The organism is Sorangium sp. So ce124, assembly GCF_051525235.1.
GTDB classification, from domain to species: domain Bacteria; phylum Myxococcota_A; class Polyangia; order Polyangiales; family Polyangiaceae; genus Sorangium; species Sorangium atrum.
Genome location: NZ_CP150312.1, coordinates 1006261 through 1028282, shown reverse-complemented (window position 1 = coordinate 1028282; position 22022 = coordinate 1006261). Strand labels below are relative to the sequence as shown.

The 22022-nt window shown below is 71.2% G+C and carries 16 protein-coding genes; 10 read left to right on the top strand and 6 right to left on the bottom strand.

Annotated features, from left to right (window positions below; translation table 11 throughout):
* Positions 1 to 389 precede the first annotated feature (389 nt).
* Both WMF19_RS03775 and WMF19_RS03770 read left to right on the top strand, forming a co-directional pair.
* The gene (locus WMF19_RS03775) at positions 390 to 968 is read left to right on the top strand and encodes a hypothetical protein (RefSeq protein ID WP_272097794.1); all 579 of its coding nucleotides are present in this window, start codon (positions 390 to 392) and stop codon (positions 966 to 968) included.
* Positions 969 to 1083: 115 nt separating this feature from the next.
* Positions 1084 to 1740, top strand: coding sequence for a hypothetical protein (locus tag WMF19_RS03770; RefSeq protein ID WP_437897828.1), 657 nt, complete (start codon positions 1084 to 1086; stop codon positions 1738 to 1740).
* Positions 1741 to 1833: 93 nt separating this feature from the next.
* On the opposite strand, the gene WMF19_RS03765 is transcribed toward WMF19_RS03770, so the two are convergent.
* Complete coding sequence (locus WMF19_RS03765) at positions 1834 to 4419, bottom strand: SUMF1/EgtB/PvdO family nonheme iron enzyme (RefSeq protein ID WP_437897827.1); 2586 nt, start codon at positions 4417 to 4419, stop codon at positions 1834 to 1836.
* A gap of 245 nt (positions 4420 to 4664) precedes the next feature.
* Between WMF19_RS03765 and WMF19_RS03760 the strand changes: the two genes are divergently transcribed.
* On the top strand, positions 4665 to 5540 hold the full coding sequence (locus WMF19_RS03760) for an ATP-grasp domain-containing protein (protein ID WP_437897826.1): 876 nt from the start codon (positions 4665 to 4667) through the stop codon (positions 5538 to 5540).
* Between the two features lie 136 nt (positions 5541 to 5676).
* On the opposite strand, the gene WMF19_RS03755 is transcribed toward WMF19_RS03760, so the two are convergent.
* The gene (locus WMF19_RS03755) at positions 5677 to 7227 is read right to left on the bottom strand and encodes a hypothetical protein (protein ID WP_437897825.1); all 1551 of its coding nucleotides are present in this window, start codon (positions 7225 to 7227) and stop codon (positions 5677 to 5679) included.
* Between the two features lie 545 nt (positions 7228 to 7772).
* On the opposite strand from WMF19_RS03755, the gene astD reads away from it, so the two are divergent.
* Positions 7773 to 9242 (top strand): succinylglutamate-semialdehyde dehydrogenase, encoded by a 1470-nt coding sequence (astD, locus tag WMF19_RS03750; protein ID WP_437897824.1) that lies wholly within the window; start codon positions 7773 to 7775, stop codon positions 9240 to 9242.
* A 70-nt stretch (positions 9243 to 9312) separates the two neighbouring features.
* Here the strand turns inward: astD and WMF19_RS03745 are convergent, their stop codons facing one another.
* From WMF19_RS03745 to WMF19_RS03730, 4 genes are all read right to left on the bottom strand, one after another.
* The gene (locus tag WMF19_RS03745) at positions 9313 to 10602 is read right to left on the bottom strand and encodes a cytochrome P450 (protein WP_437897823.1); all 1290 of its coding nucleotides are present in this window, start codon (positions 10600 to 10602) and stop codon (positions 9313 to 9315) included.
* Positions 10603 to 10755: 153 nt separating this feature from the next.
* A complete protein-coding gene (locus WMF19_RS03740) occupies positions 10756 to 11448 on the bottom strand; it encodes an ROK family protein (RefSeq protein WP_437897822.1) in 693 nt (230 codons plus the stop codon).
* Between the two features lie 236 nt (positions 11449 to 11684).
* Positions 11685 to 12782, bottom strand: coding sequence for a pectin acetylesterase-family hydrolase (locus WMF19_RS03735; protein WP_437897821.1), 1098 nt, complete (start codon positions 12780 to 12782; stop codon positions 11685 to 11687).
* 75 nt (positions 12783 to 12857) lie between these two features.
* A complete protein-coding gene (locus tag WMF19_RS03730) occupies positions 12858 to 13463 on the bottom strand; it encodes a hypothetical protein (protein WP_437897820.1) in 606 nt (201 codons plus the stop codon).
* A gap of 371 nt (positions 13464 to 13834) precedes the next feature.
* Between WMF19_RS03730 and WMF19_RS03725 the strand changes: the two genes are divergently transcribed.
* The 6 genes from WMF19_RS03725 to WMF19_RS03700 all read left to right on the top strand — a co-directional run bounded on the left by WMF19_RS03725 (position 13835) and on the right by WMF19_RS03700 (position 21925).
* Entirely contained in the window at positions 13835 to 14776 is a 942-nt protein-coding gene (locus WMF19_RS03725) for an aldo/keto reductase (protein ID WP_437897819.1), read from the top strand.
* Positions 14777 to 14781: 5 nt separating this feature from the next.
* Positions 14782 to 15615, top strand: a complete 834-nt coding sequence (locus WMF19_RS03720; RefSeq protein ID WP_437897818.1) for a 3'(2'),5'-bisphosphate nucleotidase CysQ family protein — start codon at positions 14782 to 14784, stop codon at positions 15613 to 15615.
* Between the two features lie 6 nt (positions 15616 to 15621).
* Positions 15622 to 16770 carry an NAD(P)/FAD-dependent oxidoreductase gene (locus WMF19_RS03715; RefSeq protein ID WP_437897817.1) on the top strand — a complete coding sequence of 383 codons (1149 nt, stop codon included), beginning with the start codon at positions 15622 to 15624 and terminating at the stop codon, positions 16768 to 16770.
* Between the two features lie 121 nt (positions 16771 to 16891).
* Positions 16892 to 17734 carry an SDR family oxidoreductase gene (locus WMF19_RS03710; protein WP_437897816.1) on the top strand — a complete coding sequence of 281 codons (843 nt, stop codon included), beginning with the start codon at positions 16892 to 16894 and terminating at the stop codon, positions 17732 to 17734.
* Between the two features lie 221 nt (positions 17735 to 17955).
* Positions 17956 to 19713, top strand: a complete 1758-nt coding sequence (locus WMF19_RS03705) for a hypothetical protein (RefSeq protein WP_437897815.1) — start codon at positions 17956 to 17958, stop codon at positions 19711 to 19713.
* 265 nt (positions 19714 to 19978) lie between these two features.
* The gene (locus tag WMF19_RS03700; RefSeq protein WP_437327495.1) at positions 19979 to 21925 is read left to right on the top strand and encodes a sigma 54-interacting transcriptional regulator; all 1947 of its coding nucleotides are present in this window, start codon (positions 19979 to 19981) and stop codon (positions 21923 to 21925) included.
* The last annotated feature ends 97 nt before the right edge of the window (positions 21926 to 22022 follow it).

Sequence of the window (22022 nt, the reverse complement as noted above, 5' to 3'; positions counted from 1 at the left end):
ATATCACACCTTGCCTCTCCCCTTCAATGCAGAGTGCACCCTCCGAGCGCCGATCCCAGGTATCGAGCATGAATGAATATTTACAGCAACAGCACCCGGCCAGAATTCCAGCAACAGCGCACCTTCGGAAGAGGAGGTGAGGTCCACGCCCGGGAAGGCTGTCGAGGATGGGCCGCGCGGCGCTCGCACAAGCGCCGCTCGCGCAGGTCTTGCTCAACTCGAGCGAGGGTGACTCGACCTGCCGCGCCGGGACGCGACAGCGCCACGGATCCGGCCTGATTCCTCGTTTCCTCGCGGTGGCACGACGCCTGCTGAAAGGCAAAGCGCCGCGCGCTGCGCCGCTATCTCGGCAGGAGAGCGCGCAGGCACACCTCGAAGGGAGCTCTATCATGATGCGTGCATTGTTTGCTTCGTTGTCCTTCTCGTTGCTCGCTGGCTGCGCCGTGACGCCCGCTGGAGAGTCGGCCGCAGAGGATCTCGTCCAGGAGGACGTGGACATCGACGCTGCGGAGGGAGAAGTGGACGGCGCCGCGCTCGCCCTCTCCTCGGCGGTGACGTTTCAGGCAGAGACGCCGTTCTACATCCCGCCGCGCGTCGGCGGCGATGCCGACTTCGGCGGGCACGGGCCGCGCACCTCTCTGGAAGTGGAGCTCCACGTCTTCAATGGCAATGAGGTCTGGGCGTCCGTCCATATCGACGCCATCGAGACGAAGAGCGACTGGACGCGCGCCGAGGGGACCGGCTGGTTCCACCTCTACACCGCGCCCCGGGAGATCACCGGCATCCTCAGCCCGACGTACTTCGAGCACGAGTACCTCGACACGAACCACAGCCACGACCTCTTCTCGTTCTCGACCGGCAACCTTGTCTCGCTGCTCGACTATGTCGGCGACACGAAGGGCAACGAGGCGGGGACCAGGACCGGCGTCCAGGTCTTCTTCCAGCCCATCACCGTGGGTCTCCTGTGAACCCCCGGCGCGAGCGCACGCCCGGCGAGGTCCGCCCCTCCGGATGTCGCGCTCGCGCCGGACGAGCCGGCTACCATTCCCTGTTCCACACACGAGACGAGGAGTTCATCAAGCCATGAGCATTGGATCAAGCACGGGCGACCTGGGGATCACGAGGGGAGACCTCCTGCCGAAGGGGACGGATGAGCCGCGCCGGACGCAGATCCCCATCGACTCGAAGCTCCGCTTCTTCGAGACGAGCACCGGGACCTCGCTCGTCCAAGTGGCCGTGACGGGCTTGACACCCCCCGGCGGGTACGTCGCGAAGACGGAGTACTGGTCGAGGCTCGCCCCCTTCAAGTCGAGGGCGATCACCCTGGTCTCGTCCGGGTTCACGAACCGCCCGGGAACGCCGGACTACCCCAAGGAGTTCCGGGACTGGCTCGTCGGGGGCAGCGTCCTCTCGACGAGCCAGGAGGCGTCGGGGCAGCAGTGGACTCAGGGCATCTACCAGCCGACCTCTCCGGCCAGCGCGCTCTACTGGGCCGTCGATCCAGACGGGCCGATCGGGCGCCGGATCGGCCTCCTCGTGGAGCTCGGCAGCGCCGGCGAGCTGCGCAACGCGATCTGGTACAAGATGGAGCGGCCCCAGAGCGGCCTCGTCTTCCAGAACACCCCGAGCAAGGTGAGCTTCGCGCAGCTGTTCGTGGGGGATACGCCGTCGATCGATCCGCGCGACATCGACCCTCAGAGCGCCTGGTACTACTACCATGGCGTGATGAGGCCCGCGTGAGCGGCCCGCGCGCTTGACGCCTCGACCGGTGGCGCCGCTCAAGGCGCGCCCGGGCAGGCCTCCAGCGCACGGCGGCGCGGCGCTGTGAGCCGCTCACCCCGGCGCCGGGCGCGCCAGCCGGAACCCGATCCCCCCGAAGCGATCCCCGGGCTTGCCCGCGAAGCGCCCCGCCGCGCGGCAGAGGTTCGGCGACGTCGACCACGCGCCGCCCCGCGCCGCGCGGAAATCCGCGTCGCCGTCGTCGGCCGGATCGAGCAGCACGATCCCCGCTTCGGTCCGCGCCCCCTCGCGCTTCCACGCGTTGATGCACCAGTCGCGCACGTTGCCCGCCGCGCCGCGAAGGCCATAAGGGCTCTCGTCCTGCGGGAAGTCGTCGACGGGCCGCCGGCCGGCGACGCCCTCGTGGCTGCCCAGCATGCAACCCCAGGTCGGCTCCAGGAAATCACCCCAGGGCATGCACCGGCCGTCGACGCCCCGCGCCGCCTTCTCCCATTCGAGCTCGTTCAGGAGGCGCCACGGCGCGCCGGTCCCGGCGGCGTACCACGCCGCATAACGCATCGCCGCCCGCCAGTGGACGAACGCGACGGGCATCCTCGGCTCCTCCTGGACGTCGGTCTGGATGCACCCGAGCCGGAAGCGGCCGTCGTCTCCCCGCTCGAACCGGAGCGAGTCCGGGCTCGATCCCGAGGCGGCGCGGCCGAGCGGGAGGCGCGGGCAGCACTCGAGGGCCTCGGCTTCCCGCCCGCTCGCGACGAGCGCGTTGAGGAAGGTGAGGTACTCGGCGTTGGTGACCGGGTGCCTCCGGACGATGAAGCCGTCGCACCAGAGCCGCGTCCGCGGGAGGCTGTCCCCCGCGTCCGGATCGCCGCCGGCGAGGAACCAGCCGGCGGGCACGTAGAGGTCGTCCTCGCCGAGCTCGCCGAGGCGAAGGAGGCGGACCGGGTGGGCCCCCTCCCCGCCTGGCCGGACGCCGTCCCAGCGCCGCCCGCGCTCGATGAGCACGGGATACCACGCCTCGTGGTACCCCGGCGCGCGCACCTTGAGGAGGTAGCTGCCGCGCGGGAGCGCCACCTCGAGCAGGGGCGCGGGGCCGAGATCGCGCGCGAGCTCGGGCACGAGCCTGCGGTCGCGCTCGACGTAGCGGTGGAGGACGACCTGCGCCCCCTCGGGCACGGTCGCCAGCGTGAGCGCCCCGTCGCCGGCGAGCAGCACCGCATGGCGCCCGCGGTCGTGCTGCCGGAGGAGCGCCTCGGCGCGCGCCGCGCCCCGCGGATCCCGCGCCTCCTCGGCCTCGAGGAGCTCCTCGGCGTAGTGGTCGGCCAGCGCCTCGTGCGCCTCGCGGAGGTCCGGCGCCTCGTTCAGCGCCGAGCGGAGGATCTGCATCCACTCGACCTGGCCGAGCGACGCCTCCCGCTCCAGGCGCTCCGCCTCGTCCTCGAGCCGCCACCCGCGCGCCTTCTGCTCGGCCGGATCGAACGAGCTCAGGCCGTCGAGGATCGCCCGCGCCTCGTCGCGCAGCGCGCGAGCGCGCGCCCGGGTCGCCTCGATCTCCGGCCGGATCGCGCGGGCATGGTCCACGATCGCGAGCGCGCGCTCGCGCCGCCGCGCGCCGTCGAGCCAGCTCCGGAGCTCGGCGGCGAGCGCGCCCGCGTCCGGGGTGCGAGCCTCCGGGGCGAGCGCCATCGCGCGGGCGCAGAGGGCCGCGAGCTCTGCGGGCACCTCGTGGGGGGCGCTCGCCTCGACCGGCCTGAGCGCGCCGGTGAGGAGCGCGCCCCAGACCGCCGCGGGCTGGCCGCCGTAAGGGTGGCGCCCGGCGAGGATCTCGTAGAGCACGACGCCGAGCGCGTAGACGTCGCTCGCCGCGCCGAGGCGATCGCCCTCACCTCGCGCCTGCTCCGGGGCCATGTAGAGCAGCGTGCCCAGCACCTCGCCGGGCTGCGTGAGGGGGGCCGCCTCGATCACGTCCGCCGCGCCCGCGGCGCCGGGCGACCCGCGCAGCGGCGCGGCGGGCCGCGCGAGGCCCCAGTCCATCACCAGGACCTCGCCGAACTCGCCGATCATCACGTTGGCGGGCTTGAGGTCGCGGTGCATCACGCCGCGGCTGTGCGCGTACGCCACGGCCTCGCAGACGCGGAGGAACGTGTCGACGGCCCGCCGCAGCGCGACGGGCGAGAGGCTCCCGCCGCCGGCCGCGTACGCGTCGGCGATCACCTCGCCGAACGTGCGCCCGCGGACCTCCTTCATCGTGAACCACAGCCGCCCGTCGGCGAGCTCGCCGCACTCGTGCACCGGCACGATCCCCGGGTGCTGGAGCGCCGCGGTCAGGCGCGCCTCGGCGAGGAAGCGGGCGCGATCGGGCGTCGCGTCGCGCGTCTCGGACGACTGGATCTTCATCGCGAGGACGCGCCCCAGGATGCGATCGCGCACGCGGCGCACCTCGCCCATGCCCCCGCGCCCGATGCAGCCGAGATCCTCGTAGCGCTCCTCCGCGGACAGGCGCTCGGGGGCCGTGACGGAGATGGGCGGCAGCTCGGGCGCCGTGGAGCCCGGGGTCTCGCGCAGCCTGAACGTGACGTCCGACGCGGCGCCGGCCGGCGGCGCGCTGCCCGACTCGGTCGAGGCGGGCGCGCTGCCTGCGGGCTGCGTCAGCGCCATCCGCTCGCGCTCGCTGAGGCTCATGCGTCGTCCATTCCGCGGATCGCGCCGGGGAGCTCCCCGGGGCCGAGGTCCGCGCGGACTCTATCGTCCGGGCGCGCTGGGCTCAACCCGACAGGCGCTGTGAGACCCGATTTTCGCCCCCGTTGAGCCTATCCTCTCGCAAGCGATCGCTCTTCGCAAGACTGGTTCTTCGCGAACGTGGATCCACCTTGTCCGCCCCGCCGCGCCGACCCGGACCCGGGCGCGGCGGCACCCAGGAGGACTCCATGAGCGACGTCACCATCCTCTTCGGAAGACCCCATGTCCCTCAGCTCGCCGAGGATCGCTTCGAGATCGACGTGCTGGCCGCCGAGGAGCTAGGCATCGAGTCGTACGCGATCCCGCTCGATCCCGTCGTGAACGGCGAGCCGGAGCGCGCTTTGCGCCGGCTGCCTAGGCCCCGGTACCGGACGTGGCTCTACCGGGGGTGGATGTTGAGCGAAGAAGAATATACAGGCCTGTACGAGGCCATGCAGGACCGCGGCGAGGAGCTCGTCGTCGATCCGGAGAGCTTCGCCGAGGCGATGTACATGCCCAATTACGTCCCGCTGCTCGGCGACGAGACGGCGCCCACGCGGTGGACCGAGGGCGAAGACATCCGGGAAGCGTGGGAGGCGGCCCTGGAGCTCGGGCCGCCGCCGTGGGTGGTCAAGGACCATGTGAAATCGGTCAAGGAGCTCTGGCATCGTGCGTGTTTCGTGCCCGAGGGCGCCACGTACGACGATTTCGCCGAGGTGTGCGAGAAGATCCTCGAGCTCCGCGGGGACCGCTTCGAGCGGGGGTTCGTCGTGAGAAAGTACCTCGACCTCGCGACGTTGCCCGGCTGGGCGCCCGGCCAGCGCCGCGTGACCGACGAGCATCGCCTCGTGTTCTGGGAGGGGCGGCTCGTGGCGCACGCGCCGTATTACGACGTGGACTCGACGCTCGAGCATCCGGGGCAATTCGCCCATCTCGGCCAGGTCATCGGCTCCCCCTTCTTCACGGCGGACGTCGCCCGGCTCGAGCGCGGTGGAGCTACGGTGATCGAGATCAACGACGGCGGCTGTTCGGTCTTCCCCGAGCAGATGGATCCGCGCGACTTCTACCGGGCGGTGCTTGGCTGAGGCGCCGCGAGGGTGGCAGGCGCGAGGCTCTCGGGTCTGAAGACGGCGGCGCGGAGCGCGCTGCCCATCCGAGGTCCTGCCGAGGGTGAGGGCGCCCCGGCGCGCCGGGTAGACCAGGGTGATGAGCGCCGGCAGCCTAGCCGCGCAGCGCGGCCGTCGCCTGGGGCCGGAGCGCGGGGCGCGGACGCAGCGCGGGGCGCGGACGCTTGGCCATCTCGGCCTTCCTCGGCACGGACGGCCTCGCGTCGGCTCTCCAGGGCTGGAACCGCTCGTCCTTCCACATCACGAGGCCGCCCGAGAGGGGCGCATTGGGACCCGCGTTCTCCTCGGACCGCAGCCAGACGAGGGGGCGCGCCTCGAAGACGGGCTTCGTGCACGCGATGTCCTCGAACGCCGCGGACCAGGAGCCGGTGTTCCCGAAGAACACCCCGGCTTCCCAGCTCCCCTCCGGGTTGTGGGTGTGCCCGAAGATCACGGCCTTGGCGCCGTGCGCCCTGGCCACGGACCGCGCCGCCTGGTTCACGCCCTGCCAGACAGCATCGAGCGTGGGCTTCGGCACGGCGCACTCGTACGCGACGAGGAGCGTCGGCGCGAGCAACGCCGCCGCCGCGAGCCCCCCCGGCATCCAGCACAGGCACGCGAGCGCCGCGAGGATCCCGATCGCCGCGAGCCCGAGGCGATCCAGCCAGAGCTCGCGGGCCACGCGGCCGAGGCAGTCCTCGGCCGGCCGCGCGAACAGCCGCGCGTGCTTGACCACCGCCGGGAAAGGCGCGCCCGTCTCGCGGGCGGCCGCGGCGAGGTCCGCGCGCCGGAGCGCCCGGCGGCTCGGGTCGCGCCGGCGCACGAGCTCGATCATCGTGCGCAGCGCGCCCACGCCGAAGGCAAACACGAGGGAGCGGCCAGAGAACAGGTAGTACCGCGTCCAGTGAGAGAGATAGCCGAAGCCGGAGAGCATGAACGACGAGTCGACGTGCGGGTTGAAGTACCCCATGCGCGACACGAGCAGGCGGCTCACGAGCGAGCCCATCGTCGGCTGGATCTCCCCCGGCTTCCGGCCGAACGGCGCCATCGGGTAGCGATAACAGCAGTAGGAGTCGTACTGATTGCCGTGCTCGACGATGACGCCGTCGTGCGTGCGGTGGAACCAGGCGCGGAAGGCCACCCGCGCCGCGAGCGCCGCGCGGAGCTCCTCGGCCGAGCCCGCCGGAGGGCCACCGTCCCGAGCGGCGAGCTCGTGCATGGCCGCGTCCACGATGCTCCGCTGCACCGCCTCGCGCACCTCGGGCAGCGTGAGCTGGATGTCGTGGTTGCCCGCCACGAAGACCGCTGTGTGCCCGTCCGCGACGATCCGTCCGACGGCCGCGACGAACACCGGGTGATCGCGGAGGATGGCCTCCATCGCCGGCACGGCGTGCTCGGCGGTGCGCGGCAGGTCGTGGACAACGCTCTCGTTTCCGATCACCCGAGGCGCATCTAGGTCGAAGATGTCTCCGTTCAGGACCAGCGTGAGCTCGTCGCGCTCCGCGCCGGGCCCCCCGGAGCCGCCCGCCCCCTTCCGGACCTCTCCCCGGAGCGCGTCGAGCATCGCCGCGATCTCCCCGTCCGGGGAGTACGGCGCCTGCCGATAGCGCATCCAGAGGCCGTCGGTCGGCTCGAGCTCACATAGATGGATGTCTGAGATAGCCACCGTGTGATGCATCGGCGGGAAAACTGACATGAGCACGTCTCCACGCCAGCCACAGGACCGTCAAGACTTGGTGTCACCGGGCGTGGAGAGCGCCCTGCTGCGGTGCGCCCGGAGCGTGATCCAAAGCGCAAACACGGTCAGCACACCTGTTCGCCACGGGGCATTCCCGTGAATGTCGCGCGCCCGCCACAGGCAAACTCGGGACGATGGAGCACGAAGAGCATTGAGATCTAGGCTCCTGGATTCTCACCAGGAGAGCAATCGACCGAGCGGCCCCCTCCGGTTGGGGCTCAGTGGCACCGGAACACATGATGTTGTGGTCGCCCCCTGACGCGGCGAAGCCTGGCGAGGTCGGCGAGCGGCCCCATCTTTCCTGGGCGGTCGCCGGCGCGATGTTCCGTCCGGGGTCGCGCGAGCCCGTGGGACGCCGGCCTCTGGTACGATGCACACTGGCGGAGCGAGGTGGGCGCAAACCATACTGGCTGGACGGACCGCTGAGCCCGTGTGGTGTTCCGCGGAGGGAGCTCCGCGACAGAGAGGTGACCATGTCGACCCATTTCATCGACGGCAGCTGGGTGACCGGCGCGGGCGAGCCGTTCGCGAGCCGGAACCCCGTGACGCAGGCGATCGTCTTCGAGGGGCGCGCGGCGAGCGAGGAGCAGGTCGACGCGGCCGTGACGGCGGCGCGCGGCGCGTTCGCTGCGTGGCGCGATCGCGGCCTGGAGGAGCGGGCGGCGCTGGTGAAGCGGTTCGCGGGCCTCCTGGGCGAGCACAAGGCCCGGCTCGCGGACGTGATCGGGCTGGAGACGGGCAAGCCGCGCTGGGAGGCGCTCACCGAGGTCCAGACGATGATCGGCAAGATCGACGTGTCGCTGATGGCCTGGCGCGAGCGGACGGGCGAGCGTCACGCCGAGGCGGGCGACGCGACGGCCGTGGTGCGGCACCGGCCGCACGGCGTGGTCGCTGTGCTCGGGCCCTACAACTTCCCGGGGCACCTGCCGAACGGCCACATCGTCCCGGCCCTGATCGCGGGCAATTGCGTGGTGTTCAAGCCCTCGGAGCTCACGCCGAGGGTCGCGGAGGAGACCGCGCGGCTCTGGCAGGAGGCGGGCGTCCCGGCCGGGGTGCTCAACCTGGTCCAGGGGGGGAGACGCACCGGCGTCGCGCTCGCCGGTCACCCGGGTATCGACGGCCTCTTCTTCACGGGCAGCTCCGGCACGGGCAACGCGCTGCACCGGCAGCTGGCGGGTCAACCGGAGAAGATCCTCGCTTTGGAGATGGGCGGCAACAACCCGCTCATCGTCCAGGAGGTCGCGAACACCGAGGCGGCGATACACCATATCCTCCAGTCGTCCTTCATCTCGGCGGGCCAGCGGTGTACGTGCGCGCGGCGGCTGCTCGTGCCGGCGACGCCGGAGGGCGACGCGCTGCTGGCGAGGCTGGTCGACGCGGCGTCCCGGCTCAAGGTGGGCAGGTACGACGACGCAGAGCAGCCCTTCATGGGCGCGGTGATCTCGCTCGCGGCGGCGGATCAGCTGCTCGCGGCGCAGGCGCGGCTGGTCTCGCTCGGCGGCGAGGTGCTGCTGGAGATGCGTCGGATCGAGGAGGGAACCGCGCTGCTCTCGCCCGGCATCCTCGATGTGTCGGCGATCAAGGAGCTCCCGGACGAGGAGCATTTCGGGCCGCTCGTGCAGGTGCAGCGCTACGAGAGCTTCGATGAGGCGCTCTCGCTGGCCAACCGCACACGTTATGGGCTCGCGGCCGGGCTGATCTCGGATCGCAGGGAGCTTTATGAGCGGTTCTGGCGGGAATCGCGGGCGGGGATCGTCAACTGGAACAAACCGCTGACGGGGGCGTCGAGCGCCGCGCCGTTCGGCGGGGTCGGGAGCAGCGGGAACCACCGGCCAAGCGCGTACTACGCGGCGGACTACTGCGCGTATCCGGTCGCGGGGCTGGAGGCGGCGAAGGTGGCGCTGCCTGGGCAGCTGGCGCCGGGGATGCGGCTCAGCAACTAGATCTCCCCGGCGGCTCCAGCGTGGAACGGGCGGGGTGGAGGATGGTCTGGCGAAGCGGCGATGGGTTGGGTCAGGAAGCGGAGCTCTGGGGGCCTAGCTCTATCGGGATGGCGGTGAGGCCGCGCATGCCGGGGTTCATGCGCCAGGTCAGCGGCCCGGGGGAGAGCTCGGCGTCGGGGAAACGGCGCAGGAACGTGGAGATGGCAGCTTGGGCCTCCACACGGGCCAGCGCGGAGCCGGCGCAGTAATGGACGCCCAGACCGAGCGAGATGTGACGGATGTCCGTGCGGCGGAAGTCGAGTTTGTCGGGGTCGGGGAACTGCGCGGGATCGCGGTTCGCCGCGCCGAGCACCAGGAAGGCGCGATCACCCTTCGGGATGCGCACGCCGTCGAGCTCGATGTCGTCGAGCGCGACGCGGCTCATCCACTGCACCGGAGAGTCGTATCGGAGCAGCTCCTCCACCGCCGGGCCGATCAGCGACGGGGTGCCGCGCAATGCTTCGCGCTCGGAACGGTGGAGAAGGAGCGCGAGCAGGCCATTGCCGATGAGGTTCTTCGTCGTCTCGTGGCCGCCGAAGAGCAACATGCAGCACGTGGAGAGAAGCTCCTGCTCGCCGAGGATCGTGCCCTGCTCCTCCGCGAGGATGAGCTGGCTGAGCAGGTCGTTGCCAGGGCTCTGCCGCCGGGCCGCGATCACGCCGCGGAAATAGTCCTCCAGCTCGGCCACGGCGCTCAGCGCGCCCCCCGCGATCTCCAGCGTCGGCCGGCCCGCGCCGAGGAAGCCGCTGAGCGCGTTGGACCAGCCCTTCAGCCGGTGCCGGTCCTCGACGGGCACACCGAGCACCTCGCCGATCACGAGCAGCGGCAAGAGGTCGCCGAGATCGCGGAGGACGTCCATCCGGCCCGCCGGGGCGACCGCATCGAGCAGCTCGTTGACCAGCGTCTCCACCCGGGAGCGCAACCCCTCGACGAGCCGCGGCACGAACGCCTTGTTGATCAGCGAGCGGATGCGCGTGTGCTCCGGCGGATCGAGCAGCAAGGCCCACGACGCCAGGTTGCGGCGCAACGGCTCCAGCCGCTGCCTCACCTCGTCAGGCAGCTTCGTCACGAAGGCGCTGGAGCGCTTCGCCGATAGGCGCGGGTCACGGAAGCCCGCCGCAACCTGGTCGTAGCGGGTGATGAGCCAGCCGTTGTAAGCCGCGCTGAAGTACACGGGCGCTTCCTGGCGCAACCTGGCGTACACGGGGTACGGGTTCGCGAGGGTCTCCGGCGACTGGAGGCGAAAAGGGTCGAGATCAGCGTCCGCCGCTGGATTGGCCGCGGGCGGTGCGTCGGGCTTCGGTGCGTCGGGCGAGTTCATCGGGCCAGGGTACGACGGTCACGCCCGCTTGGGAACCGGCGCGGCCCACCCCGCGCGGGCCCGCCCCGGGCCGGCGCGTTGTCTCAGGCGCGAAGACGGTCAGACGAGGAGGCCAGCCTCCCCGCCAGCGCACGAGCGCGCCGCCGCCCTGGGCTAGGCCCAGAGCTTGATTCCGCCGAGCAGGCCAGCGACGTTGTCCACAACGACGACGTTCTCGGGCAACCGCGAGGCGTCGAGCAGGCGCGCGTTGCCGCCGCCGAGGTAGAGCTTGCGGTAATTGAAGATCGGCTCGACCTGCGCGATCATCTTGCGCACGCGCTTGTTCCAGCGCTTCGGGCCGATGCGCTTGCACTCGGCGTCGAACACGCGGTCCTCGTACTTCAGGTCCCTCTTTCCGTACGGATGGTGCCCGAGCTCGAGGTTCGGCACGTAGCGGCCGTCGATGTACAGGGCACAGCCGAGCCCCGTACCGAAGGTGAGCACCATCTCGAGCCCCCTGCCCTCGATGACGGCGAGCCCCTGGATGCCCGCGTCGTTGGCGACGCGGGCAGGCTTGCCGAGGCGGCGCTCGACGGCCTCGCCGAGCGGGTAGCCCTTCCACTTCTCGTTGTCGAGGTGCGGCGCCGTCTTGGTCACGTTCTCCATCACGACGCCGGGGAAGCCGATCGAGACGCGATCGAACTCCCCTTGCGCGCGGGCGAGCTCATCGATGAGATCGAGGATGGGTTCGGGCGAGGCCGGCTGGGGCGTCGGCACCCGCACACGATCCGTCATCGGATTCCCCTGCTCGTCGAGGATGATGGCCTTGATCCCCGTTCCACCGATATCGATACAAAGCGTGCGCATGAATCCCTCTGTCTCCCCCCGGAGCTCTTCCTCCGGGGCCGCCGCGGATGCGCCCACGCGCCCGCGTTCGCGGCGGACATAATCTTGAGCTCTGGCTGCGCGTCAACTGCCGCCGCAACCGAACGCGTCCGCTCGGGCCACGACGCTTCCCGGGCCCACCCCCGCCAGCGCCCGCCAGCGCGCTGGCCGCGCCCGTCGGTTCCTCGGCCGCCGCGCCGCCCGCCCCCGGGCGACGCTCAAGGCGAGCCGCAAGCGTCGCAGGCGACGCTCGGCGGCTGCGCGCCGTTCGCGAGCCCGTCGAGCCATCGCACGAGGCGCGTCCCGCGCGACTCGAGGGTGTAAAATTCCGGCCGCCAGAGGATGCAGTGCGCGGTGCCGGCGGCAAGGAACGACCTGAAGTTCGGCGTCGATGCCTCGATTTCGGCGATCTCTGCCCTCATCGCGTCTGACCACGCCTGGGCGTCGCCGCCGCCCATCGCGCTGAAGAAGAAGGCCTGTTCCTCATCATAGGCTGTGTTGTACTGCGACAGGCGCATGTCGGGGTAATGGGCGCCGATCTTCTCGTAGAGCACCGACAGCCGCGCGATCTCGGCCGGATCGAGGCCAGGTATCCACGTGGGATAAGCGCCCTCGGGCTTCCAGGAAGGAAGGCTGTCCCTGAAGAACGTCTCGGTGATGATCCCTGCCCCGCTGTCGGCGAACTCGATGACCGACGCGCTCTTGTAGTGCTCCCGCAGGTGCGCGGACCAGAGGATGGCTCCATACGCGCCCGCGCTGCAGCCCGTCACGAAGATCGTCTCTGGCGCAGGGACGTTCTCGTAGATCCAGCCGAGCACCGCGCGGACGTTGACGGCGCCCTTGTGCTGGATGGTGACGGCCTGGCTCCCCTCCCCATACGTGGCCACATTGTCGCCCCAGTGGACGTCCCCGGTGCAATAGGGGATGTACACATGGTGCCAGTCCTTGAAGGGGTTGTCCGGGTTCTCATGATCGTAGATCCCGGTCGCCAGGGCGTCGTCGCCGACCGTCTCCTGGAAGAGCGATCCCGCGGCCGAGCAGGTGGTTGCGTTCCAGCACGCGCCGCCGCCGCGAAACTCGACGATGAGGCGATTGACGGTGCCCGGACGGACGAAGTACTTGAAAGGATCACCGCGCGAGCACGTCGTCTCGCCGCCCGGCTCGATGGAGTTCCAGCCGGACGGCAGGCTCAGGATCCCGTCCCGCGGCTCGCTGCTCGGGTCGTCGAGCTCGGCGGACGTGCCCCCGCAGCCGAGGATGGCGAGCGGGCAGAGCAGGAGCTGAACCGGCAGGGGCGGAACGATCTTGAATCGCATGGAGGGCAGAGACTACCACTCCACGACGCGCGGGCATCACCCGCCGGTGACGGCCAGCTCGGCGGTGCCGTCACGTCATGGCGCGGGGACGTGGTCTGGCCACAGCTGCGCCGCGGCCTCGCTGACCGCGCGGCGGATCGACCCCTCGTCGAGGCGGGCGCGGTCGCGCGGCGCGAGGGCGGCACAGATGCCGAGCGCGACGAGGTAGAGGGCGCCGATGAGGCCGATCCAGCGCAGTCCGGACGCACCCAGGCGTGAGATGATCTCGATGGGCACGATCTGCGCGCGGATCTGGACGGCCCCGATCACGAGCACGGCGCGATCTCCTTCCTGGAGCTCGATATCGACCGGGCCCGTCAAGAGGCGCGCGAGCCCGTCGGCGCCGTGGAGGCGCGCCCGCGTCCGCCGCGGCACGTGCAGCACGTAGCGGGCGCCGATCACCTCCGCGATGACCGGGGCCGCTCTATCGAGCTCCCCCGACGGCACGCGCACGATGGACGCGGGCGTGTCGCCGATGTGCGCGCGCCCCTCCGCCAGCACGTGGCGGACGCCGAGCACGTCTTTGCCTCGGACGGCGACGAGCTCCAGCGCCCGCCGCGCCGTGGTGCTCGCCGCGGGCGGCCGCGACCTCCGGTCGCTGACGGGTTCGGCCGCCGATGCCTCATTAGGCCCTTTCGCCATACTCTCCAGCCCCCTTCGTCGGCCACCGGCAGGGCTCGACTCGACATGTCACCCGAAGACCCTGCCCTCGGCGCCGCCCCGCGCGCTTCCGCATCACTCCCCTTCCCTGGCTCTCTGGCATGGAGCGTTCCGTGGCCGAGCGCGCAGGGACGTGGCGGCCCGACGGCCCGCGCCGGCGCGTGAGGCCCCGGAGGACGCGCCCTGCGACCGCGCGCCGAGGGTCGACCGGGGACGCCCGCCCCGGGGGAGCTCGGCCGCGCGGTCGCAGGGCGCACGGCGCACGGCGCACGGCGCGCGACGCGGCGCGCCGTGCCCCGGGGCTCCGCCCCTATTTCGTGGCGCCCTCCCGGCGCTGGTGTAGATCGCCGCCCGTGAGGAAGCGCCCCCTCGGCAAGACGACCCTTCAGGTCTCGGAGCTCGCCCTAGGCACCTGGGGACTCTCCGGCGACGGCTACGGTGCCATCGCCGACACCGAGATCGATCGCGTCATCGATCGCGCGCTCGCGGTCGGCATCGATCTCTTCGACACCGCCGACGTCTACGGCCGCGGCGAGATGGAGCGCTGCCTCGGCAGGCGGCTCAAGGGCGCCGGCACGACGTTCGTCGTCACCAAGATCGGCACCGTTCGCGACGGCGATCCCCCGACGAAGCGGTTCGACCCGGCCCACCTCCGCACCGCGTTCGAGCGGTCCCAGGAGCGCCTCGCCCGCGAGGTGGTCGACGTCGTGCTGCTCCACAACCCCACCGTAGCCGCGATGCACTCGAAGGAGGCGATCGGCTTCCTGAAGGACCTCAAGCAGGCCGGGAAGATCCGCGCCTTCGGCGTGAGCGCCGGCTCCGCGGACGTCGCCCGCTCCGCGCTGCGCGACGAGGTCGACGTCATCGAGATCGCCTACAACGCCTTCCTCCCCGGCGACCTCCACGAGGTCGCCGGGGACGTCTCCGAGTCCGGCGCGGGCGTCCTCGCCCGATCGGTGCTCGCGCACGGGCTGCTCGCCGGCCAGTGGAGCACCGATCGCGAGTTCTACCTCGACGATCACCGCTACCAGCGGTGGACCCGCGACGAGCTCAGGACCCGCATCCGCCAGCTCGACGCGCTCAGGCCGCTGGTCTCCGGCGCCGTCACCTCGCTCCGCTCGGCGGCCCTGCGCTTCGTCCTCGCGAACCGCGTCGTCTCGTCCGCCGTGCTCGGCCCCCGCTCGGTCGCCCAGCTCGACCAGCTCGTCCGCGAGGCCGGCATGCCCCCCTACCTCCAGGATTCGGCGCTCACGGAGCTGTCCGCGCGCCTCAAGCAGGCAGGGATCGAGGTGTGAGCAGGATGGACCAGAACGACAGGGAGCTCGACGAGATCGTCCGCATCGCGCGCGCCGCGGCGGCGATCGTGATGGACGTGTACGCGACGCCGTTCGCCGTCGAGATGAAGGGCCCCGGCGACCCGGTGACCCGCGCCGATCGCGAGGCGAACGCGCTCATCTGCAGCGCGCTCGAGGTCGCGTTCCCCGGCGAGGCGATCCTCGCCGAGGAGAGCGTCCCGAGCGGCGACGAGCTCGCCGCGCGCCTGCAGAAGGAGCGGGTGTTCTTCGTCGACCCGCTCGACGGCACGCGCGAGTTCGCGGACAGGAACGGCGAGTTCGCCGTGATGATCGGGCTCGCGGTCCGCGGCCGCGCGGCGCTGGGCGTCGTCGTGATGCCCACGACGGGCGAGGCGCTGGCCGGCCGCGCCGGCGAGGGCGGCGCCGCCTTCCTCGAGGCGAGGGACGGCAGCCGCAGGCCGCTCCGGGTCTCGGCCGTGAGCGCTCCGGCGGACGCGACGCTCATCATCTCGCGCTCGCACCGGCCGAAGGAGATCGAGCCGCTCCTCGCGCGGCTCGGCATCTCGAAGGTCGTCCCCTGCGGCTCCGTCGGCGTGAAGATCGCCCGGATCGCGACCGGCGAGGTCGACCTCTACGTGCACGGCGGCGGCGGCGCCAAGCTCTGGGACAGCTGCGCGCCCGAGGCCGTGCTCCTCGGGGCGGGCGGCAGCTTCACCGACCTCTCGGGCGCGCCCATCGACTACACCGGCCCCGGGCTCAAGCTCGGCCGCGGCATCATCGCCTCGAACGGCGCGCTCCAGGCCGCCGTCGTCGCCGCGGCGAGGTCGGAGCTCGGCTGAGGCGCGATGCGGGGGCAGGCCGAGATCGTCATCATCGGCGCGGGGATCATGGGCCTCGCGATCGCGTACAACCTCGCGCGGCACCACGGCATCACCGACGTCGTCGTCGTCGACCGGAGCTACCTCTGCGGCGGCGCCAGCGGGCGCAACGGCGGCGGCGTCCGGGCACAGTTCTCGAGCGAGGGGAACATCCGGCTCATGCAGGAGAGCATCCGCATCTGCCGGGATTTCGCCCGCGAGATGAAGATCAACATCTGGTTCCGGCAGGGCGGCTACCTCTTCCTCGTGCGCAGCGAGGCGGGCCGCCGGACGCTCGAGAAGAGCGTCGCCGTGCAGAACGCGTGCGGCCTCGGGACGCGGATGCTCACCGCCAACGAGGCGCGCGCGATCGTGCCGCAGCTCTCGACCGACGGCGTCGTGGCGGCGAGCTACAACCCCGACGACGGCGTCGTGTTCCCCTGGCCGTTCGTCTGGGGCTACGCCGAGCGCGCGCAGAAGCTCGGCGTCGACATCGCCACCTTCACGAACGTCCTCGGCTTCCGCACGCAGGGCGCGCGGATCGACGCCGTGGTCACCGATCGCGGCGAGATCCGGACGCACCGGGTCGTCAACGCGGCCGGCGCGTGGAGCCCCGAGATCGCGCGCATGCTCGGCGTGGAGCTGCCCAACCACCCGCACCGCCACGAGATCTGCTCGACCGAGCCGCTCAAGCCCTGGCTCGGCCCGCTCGTCGCGGATCTCTCGAACGGCCTCTATTTCTCCCAGTCGATGCGCGGCGAGATCGTGGGCGGCATCTCCAACGAGGACGTCCCCGACGGCCTCGACATGGGGTCGAGCCACAAGTTCCTCGCCCTGTACGCGCGGGCGCTCGTCGCCGCGTGCCCGATCCTCGGCAGCGTCAAGGTGCTGCGGCAGTGGGCCGGCTGTTACGACCTCACCCCGGATCAGAACCCGATCGTGGGCGGGGTCGACGAGGTCGAGCACTTCTACCAGGCCTCCGGGTTCATGGGGCACGGCTTCATGATCGCGCCCGTCATGGGCAAGCTCCTCGCGCAGCACATCGCCGAGGGCGCCTCCCTCCCCCTGTTCGATCGCTGGAACCTGCGGCGCTTCAGGGAGGGCCGGCTCCTCAGCGAGGCGATGATCATCGGCTGAGCGCCTGCCCCGGCGGCGCGGCGGCGCGGTGGCGCGGTGGCGACGACTCGACGTGCCGCGCGCGGCACATGCCGAGCTCCCCCGCCGCACCGCGCTTCGCCTATACTCGCGCCCCTTCGTCATGGATCACCTCGTCCTCGTCACCGGCTCCTCGAGCGGCATCGGCCTCGCGACGGCGGTCGCGTGCGCGGCCGCGGGCCATCGGGTCATCGCCACGATGCGCCGCCCCGAGAAGGCCGGCGCGCTCCTCGCCGCCGCCGGCGCGCGGGGCGTCACGCTCGAGATCGAGCAGCTCGACGTCGCCGCGGCGAGCGCGCCCGACAGGATCCGGGAGATCCTTGAGAAGCACGGCCCCGCCTACGCCCTCGTCAACAACGCCGGCATCGCGGTCGGCGGCGCCTTCGAGGAGCAGGCGGACGGCGACGTCCGGGCGCAGTTCGAGACCAACGTCTTCGGGCTGATGGCCGTGACGCGCGCCGTGCTCCCGGCGATGCGCGGCGCGGGGCGCGGCCGCATCGTCAACGTCTCGAGCATCTCCGGGCTCGTCGGCCTCCCCGGCGTGAGCGCCTACGCGGCCACGAAGCACGCCGTCGAGGGCTTCAGCGAGGCGCTGCGCTGGGAGGTCGCCCCGTTCGGCGTCCACGTCTGCCTCGTCGAGCCCGGCACCTTCAAGACCGAAATTTTCTACGAAAACCAGCGGCGCGGCGCCCACGTCTCCCTCGACGGCCCTTACGGCGCGATGACCAGGGCGATCGAGCAGATCGTCCTGAAGGACGCCGCCAAGGCGCCGCCGCCCGCCCCGGTCGCGGCGGCGATCCTCCGCCTCATCGACGACGCATCGCCGCCTTTCCGGACCCTCGTTGGCCGGGACGCACGGGCGCTCGTCGCGCTGCGCCGTGTCATCCCCGACCGGCTCTTCGCCACGGGGATCCGTCGGCTCGTCTCGGCGCCGCGCTCGCGTTGACACGTTCTCTGGCGGCGAATAGCGTCGGCTTCGCCGTTTCCATGGCGGAGCGGCGCCACGTCGTGGCCGAAGGGGGGCCGCGCCCCCTGCCGCGCGCTGTTTTTGTCCACTTTCGTCCCCTCAGGCTAACGAAGGCTAGCCGCTGACCGCCTCCCCCCGAAGCGCACCGTGCGACGGCGAGGTCAGGCCGGCAGCATCACCGAGGTCCCGGAGGAAACACCATGTCCCGCTCAGCACGCAGCATCCTGCCGCTCCTTCGCTCGCTCCTCCTGGGGGCCGCCACCGCGTCGTCGATGGCGCTCTCCGCAGGGGTCATCGTCGGATGCGGCGACGAGAACGACCCCGAGACGCACGTCAAGCGGCTCGACGACCCGGCCACGCTCACCGCCTCCGTCAACCGGCTCGTCCAGTTCTTCGAAGACGCGATGACGCGTGACAACAAGGACCGGACCGGCCCGACCGTGAAGCCGCTCCTCGACAAGATCATCGAGCCGATGACGCAGAAGTGCGTCGCCGGCGATCTCGACGAGCGCACGAACTCGAAGCTCATCAAGTTCATCTCCGACACGAGGGACCCGCGCGGCGAGGCCTGCCTCATCAAGGCGCTCAAGGACTACAAGCCCGAGTCGACCGAGGAGGACGTCCGCTGGGCCGTGCGCGGCCTCGGCGCGATGAAGTCGGAGAAGGCCGCCGAGCCGCTCATGGCCGTCTTCTCGAAGCTCCAGCACGGCAAGCCCAAGGGCTCGACGATCTCGCGCGACGTGCACGACGCGATGGTCGACATCAACAGCAAGTCCTGGGAAGACGGGCTCATCACGATGATCGGGCGCCCGATCAACGACCCGAAGGACGTCGCCACGATGCGGAACGAGCTGTTCTGGCAGATCACCGCCGCGGAGCTGCTCGGGTGGCAGCGCAGCGAGAAGGCGGTCGTGCCGCTGCTCAAGGTGGTGCTGTCGCCGCTCAAGGCGGACGCGGCCACGACGGCCATCCTCGCGCTCACGAAGATCGGCAAGCCCGCGATCCAGCCGACGATCGCGCTGCTCCAGGGCGACCAGAAGGAGCTCGTCGAGTACTCGAAGGTCGAGAACCTGAAGGGCGCCGGCGGCGACAAGGCGAGCGCCGACCAGAAGAAGGCCGCGGAGACCGCCCACGTGGCGGCGGCCGCGCTCGTCCTGGCGACGATCGGCCGGCAGGAGTCGTCGCAGCCGCTGCTCGCCGCGCTCGAGAAGGCCGAGGACGTGCCGCGCGCCATCATCGCGCGCGAGCTGACCAAGGTGCCCAAGACGCCGGAGACCCTCGCGGCCTTCCAGGCGGCCTACGACAAGACGCCCGCGGGGCTCGAGATGCCGCCGGCCGGGATCAACGCGCGGGTGATGCTCGCCGAGGCGGCGAGCAACTTCTTCGACGCGAGCCTCGTGCCGTGGCTCGTGAAGACCGGCCTCGAGGCGCGCGGCGAGGAGGACGACGTCGCGCAGATCCGCGACGTCTCGCTGCAGACGGCGCTCAAGCTGATGAAGCCCGACCAGATCGCCGACGTCGACCGGCTCGCGGGCACCAAGACGAGCGGCGGCGGCACGGTCGGCAAGTCGATGGAGAAGGAGATCAAGATCGCGAAGGATCTGCTCTCGGCCTGCGGCACCAAGCTCGACTGTTACGTCGGCAAGCTCGGCGATCCGGCGTCGCAGGCGAAGGAGACGCAGTTCCAGGGGATCAAGTCCGCCTACATGGCGGGCGTGCTCGGCACCCCCGAGGTCCGGCAGCAGATCATCGACGCGATGCCGAAGATCTCGAACGCGGCCGTGCGCTTCGTCTCGGTCTCGGTCATCGACGCCCTCTCGCCGAAGGGCGACGCCGAGGTCGCGACCAAGCTGCAGAAGATCGTCGACGAGGGCGAGACGTCGAAGGACGCCGAGAAGATCGCCGGCAACGCGCCCTTCAAGACGGTCATCTACCGCCTCACCGCCCGCGCGCAGTGACCCGAGCGCCGCGCGCCCCGTCCCGCGGTCGGCCGCGGGTCGGGCGTGCGGGGCGCGTGAAGCGCGTGGAGCGAGCGGAGCGCGCAAGCGGGCACATCACCCAGATCCAGATTTTCCTTGATTGGCGCCGCCCGGGCGCGATGCTTGCGGCGCTCGCAGGACGCTCTACTGACGCGCCTGGGTCCTGGTTTTTCCTGGCATCTCCGCCGTCTTGACGGTTTACTCCGGCCCTTGTCACGGGGTCTTCCCGGCTGAAGAACGAACCATGATCGTGCTCGAGGTAACCCAGGGTCTCGCTGCCGGGCGCACCTTCGAGCTCCAGGGCGAGCTGATCACGCTCGGGCGCTCGTCGGACAACCGCGTCGTCCTCGACGATCGCCACGTCTCCGGGGCGCACGCGCGCATCGTGAGCGGCGCGGACGGGGTGATCCTCGAGGATCTGCGCTCGACGAACGGCACGAGCGTGACGCGGCGGGGCGAGCGGCTGGAGCTCGGCGCGGGGCGCAGCGCGCTCGCCCTCCAGACGGGGGACGTCATCGAGCTCGGCTCCGGGGACGCGGTCACCCGGATGGTGGTGAAGATCCCGGAGGAGGCCGACGACGCGCGGGTCGTCTCGATCCGCCGCCTCGACGAGATCGAGCCTGCCGAGGCGAAGATCGAGCGCGATCCGAGCGCGCTGTCGGCGATGTACGCGGCGCAGAAGCGCATCGGTGCGGCGAACGATCTCGACGAGGTGCTCGCCGAGATCGCCGACGCGGTGCTCGCGCTGGTGCCGAGCTCGACCCACGTCACGGTGGTGCTGCGCGACGACGACCAGGAGCCGGGCGCGGCGCCGGCGGCGTTCGTGCCGGTGCTGACGCGGGTCCGGTCCGCGTCGGGCAAAGGGGGGCCGCCTGCAGGGCCGGTCCCGATCACGCGCAGCGTGTACCGGAAGGTGATCAAGGAGCGGGCGGCCGTGCTCGCCGCGGACGCGCCGATCGAGGTCGGGCAGTCCGAGTCGCTGATGGGCGCCTCGATCCGCAGCACGCTCGCCGTGCCGCTCTGGAAGGGCGAGGAGATCATCGGCGTGCTCCAGGCCGACAACCGGAGCGTGCCGGGGATGCTGAACGCCGGCGACCTGGAGACGCTCCTCGTGCTGGCCGCCAACGCCTCGCTCGCGGTGGCGAACGCCCGGCTCATCAAGCGGCTCGTGCTCGCGGAGGAGCGGCTCCAGAAGGAGAACAGCTTCCTCAAGGGGCGCGAGGAGCGTCGCCGGGGCGGCAGCGGGGGCGCGGTCGACATCATCGGCAACAGCGACGCGATGCGGAAGGTCATCGGGCAGCTCGACAAGGTGGTCGACACGCGCGTCACGGTGCTGATCGAGGGCGAGACGGGCACGGGCAAGGAGCTCATCGCCGCCGCCGTCCACTACCGCTCCCGCCGCCGCGACAAGCTGTTCGTGGCGCAGAACTGCGCGGCGCTGGCCGAGAGCCTCCTGGAGAGCGAGCTCTTCGGCCACAAGAAGGGGTCCTTCACGGGCGCCACCGAGGAGAAGAAGGGCCTGTTCGAGATCGCCGACGGGGGCACGCTCTTCCTCGACGAGATCACCGAGACCCCGCTGTCGCTGCAATCGAAGCTCCTCCGGGCGCTCCAGGAGGGCGAGATCCGCCCCGTGGGCGCGACGAGCCCGAAGCACGTCAACGTGCGCATCGTCGCCGCGACGAACCGGAACCTCGAGGACGAGGTGGCCAAGGGGCGGTTCCGCGAGGACCTCTACTACCGCCTCAAGGTCTTCCCGATCCGCCTGCCGCCGCTGCGAGAGCGGCGCGACGACATCCCGCTGCTCGCGACGCACTTCCTGGAGCGCTACGCGGACGAGATCGGCAAGCCGTGCGGCGGGTTCAGCCAGCAGGCGATGGAGCTGATGGTCGCGTACGACTGGCCGGGCAACGTGCGGGAGCTCCAGAACGAGGTGCAGCGGATCGTCATCCAGCTGGAGCCGGGAGCGTTCGGGACGCCGGAGCTGCTCTCGGCGAGGATCCGGCAGGTCGAGGGGCTCGTGGCGCGAGCGGGGACGCCGAAGGGGTCGCTCAAGGAGATGATGGACGCGGTCGAGAAGTTCTTCCTCCTGGAAGCGCTGCGCGGGCACAACAACAACAAGACGAACGCGGCGAAGTCGCTCGGGATCACGCGCGAGGGGCTCCACAAGAAGCTCCGGCAATACGGGATCTGACGGGACGGAGGGAGAGGGAGCCCTGGACGCGGGGGAGCCCTCGGGAGGGGGTGTCGCGCGCGGGGCCGGCGGGGGGCCCTTCCCACGAACTCGCGCC